Here is a 3,115-nt window from a genome sequence, read left to right as displayed (position 1 = left end):
CGCCGATCGGGCTGTGGCGGAGTATGCGGATAACATCTGGCATGTGCCCCATCGCTGAGAAACAGCCGGCAGTTCAAAAACCAATATACGAGCGGCCCATCTTCCCGCGGGGAAGATGGGCCGCTTTGCCTGCCCGGACCGGAACAGAAGGTGCGGGTGTTTAGCCGGCGGTGTGCTCTGCACAGAAAAAAGCGGGGACAGAACACTCTGTCCTCGCCACTTACCGTTCCTTGGAAAGCCCTAAAATATAGTCGGTACTGACACCGTAGTATTTGCTCAGCGTAATCAGATGATGGATGGGCAGCTCATTTGCGCCCCGCTCATACCGGGCATACATGGTCTGTGAGGTCCCGAGAACAGCAGCAATCTGCGTTTGCGTTTTATCGGCGTCCTCCCGCAAGTTACGCAGGATTTTTACATAGTCCATCTCGTTCACGGTTCGATCCTCCCATGGCCAAATATTTGCTGTCGTTACAGATAGCATCAATAGACACTAATTTAGCATAAAATCTTCAACTTTTGCATACAAAATACATAATTTTACTACAATTATACAATAAATTTACTCTAAAACAGGAAAATTTTGGACTAACTGGTAAATGAAGGAACATTTTACTCGCCATACCCGGTGTGTCCCCTTCCCGAATCCAGTCAGAACGCTTTACAAGCGGTCGGTTTCCGGGTATAATACAATTTAATATGGATAGTTTCGCCCGTTTTGTGACGGCGCGTGAGAAAAAGAGGAATGAACGATGGAATATACGGAAGGCGTGCGGTTTGACAGCCTGGGACTGTCACCGGAGATTATGCGTGCGATTGAAAAGCGGAACATCACCGTGTCTACGCCGGTCCAGGCGGGCTGTATCCCTCCCATGATGGACTGGCAGGACGTGATTGCCAAGGCCCCCACCGGCACCGGCAAGACCTTTGCCTACGGTATCCCTATTGTGGAGCATGTGGACCCGGAGGACGAAAGCGTCCAGGCGGTGATCCTGGCCCCTACCCGGGAGCTGGCCATTCAGATCACCGATGAGATCCGGGACCTGGCGGCCTTCAAGCCCGGTGTGCGCAGCGTGTGCCTTTACGGCGGGCAGCCCATCGGCCGGCAGATCGACACCCTGAAAAAGCGGCCTCAGATCGTGGTGGCTACCCCGGGGCGCCTCAGTGACCACATGAAGCGCCGCACCGTCCGGGTGGACACGGTGCAGACCGTGGTGCTGGATGAGGCGGACCGGATGCTGGACATGGGCTTCATCCACGATGTGACCCGCCTGCTGGACAAAATGAGCAAGCGCAAAAACCTGGGCCTCTTCTCCGCCACCATCTCCCGGGAGGTCATGGACATCGCCTGGGTCTACCAGCGGGATGCGGTGGAGGTCACCGTCCGGGAGGACGAGCAGAACAAGCCTGACATCAAGCAGTTCCGCATGGAGGTCTCCTTCAACGGCAAGGCAGACGCCATCGCCAAGATTCTGGAGGAGACCGGCTTTGACCGCTGCATGGCCTTTTGCAACACCAAGGGGTCCACGGAACGGATCACCAAGTTTTTGCAGATGCAGGGCATTGACGCCGCCTGCATCCATGGCGATATCCCCCAGAAAAAGCGGGAGGAGGTCATGGAGCGATTCCGTCAGGGCAAGCTCCGCGTGTTCGTTTCCACCGATGTGGCGGCCCGCGGTATCGATGTGGACGATGTGGACATTGTGTTCAACTGCGACGTGCCCGACGAGAATCAGGACTACGTTCACCGCATCGGCCGTACCGGCCGGGCCAAACGCCAGGGCGTGGCGGTGACGTTTGTGGCGGACTACCCCTCCAAAATGCGGATCGACGACATCGCCCAAAAGACCCGCAACGAGATCCGGGAAGTGCGCTTTGACGAAAACGGCCATTTGACCGAAGTATGAGGAAAATCCCCATCTGCCCAAGGCAGACGGGGATTTTTTCAACAGAATCCGGAAAGTTATGAACAAATCCTGAATTTTTGTAATTATTTGTTACTTTTTTGACGCCATTCCTTTACAAGGCGGAAAAAATTCTATATAATGCTGTCTTATGGAAACAACCGGTGCCGCATCCGCGGCACGGATTCTTTGCGCCCAAAAGGAGCGGTTTTATGAAGATTTGGAAGCGTTGTGCCGGCTTGGTGCTGGCGCTGGCCTGTTGCCTGGGGCTGCTGAGCGGCTGCGGTCAGGAGGCGGCAGAGGGGATGAAGCTGTCGGTGTGCGTGGGAAGCGCACCTCAGGAGCTGGACCCCATCTATGCCACGGACCCGGTAGATCAGACCATTCTGATGCATTTATATGAAAACCTGATGCGTACGGCGGTGGACGTCTCCGGCGGTACCACGGCGTCCAGCGGCGTGGCCAAGAGCGTGCAGCAGGAGGAGAACACAGACGGTACGGTGACATGTACTTTCAAGCTCCGGGGCACCAAGTGGAGCGATGGACAGGCGGTGACAGCGTCGGACTTTGTGTACGCCTGGCAGCGGCTGGCAGACCCAGCCAACGACTCTCCCTATGCAAGTCTTTTGTCGGTGGTGGTAGGGTATGACACCGTCCGCTCCACCGGAGATGTGACGGCACTGAAGGTCAGCGCGAAAAACGACTCCACGCTGGTGGTGGAGCTCAATGGAAAATACGACTGGTTTTTGACGGTGGTCTGTACCGCCCCCGCCACGCTGCCGGTACGGCAGGACGTAATCGAAAACTGGCAGACCAAAACCGCGGAAGCATCAGACCAGGCGGAAGAGGAGCCGGCGGAGCCTTGGTGGGAAGATCTCTCCGGCCTTGTGACCAACGGTCCCTACCAAGTCAGCGGCGAGACGGGCGAGGCACTGACGCTGACGGCTGCGCAGACTTACTCCGGCACCCAGAGCGGGCCCTCGGAGCTGACCTTCCGCTACGCCGATACCCCGGAGGAGGCCCAGAGCCTGTATGAGAACAAAGAAGTGGACTTTGTGGCCCAGGTGACGGATGACCAGCTCACCAAGCTGGTGGAGGAGGAGAGCCCCTCCCTGATCCAGGAGCTGGGGGTGTATACTATCTTCTTCAACTGTCAGCAGGACCAGCTGGCGGACCCCCAGGTCCGGGGCGCGCTGGCGCTGTCCCTGGAC

General features: G+C 57.0%; 3 protein-coding genes. 2 read left to right on the top strand and 1 reads right to left on the bottom strand.

Annotation, left to right across the window (positions count from 1 at the left end):
* Positions 1–220 precede the first annotated feature (220 nt).
* The gene (locus tag QZL67_RS07840) at positions 221–427 is read right to left on the bottom strand and encodes a helix-turn-helix domain-containing protein (RefSeq protein WP_292920123.1); all 207 of its coding nucleotides are present in this window, start codon (positions 425–427) and stop codon (positions 221–223) included.
* A gap of 325 nt (positions 428–752) precedes the next feature.
* Between QZL67_RS07840 and QZL67_RS07835 the strand changes: the two genes are divergently transcribed.
* On the top strand, positions 753–1,907 hold the full coding sequence (locus QZL67_RS07835) for a DEAD/DEAH box helicase (protein WP_022290171.1): 1,155 nt from the start codon (positions 753–755) through the stop codon (positions 1,905–1,907).
* 209 nt (positions 1,908–2,116) lie between these two features.
* A partial coding sequence (locus QZL67_RS07830; protein WP_292920115.1) for an ABC transporter substrate-binding protein occupies positions 2,117–3,115 on the top strand: 999 nt, incomplete at its 3' end.

The organism is Oscillibacter sp. CAG:155, from assembly GCA_000436875.1.
In the GTDB taxonomy this organism is placed as follows: Bacteria; Bacillota; Clostridia; order Oscillospirales; family Oscillospiraceae; genus Oscillibacter.
The sequence above is the reverse complement of the archived record's forward strand: the minus strand, read 5'-3'. Positions and strand labels throughout refer to the sequence as shown.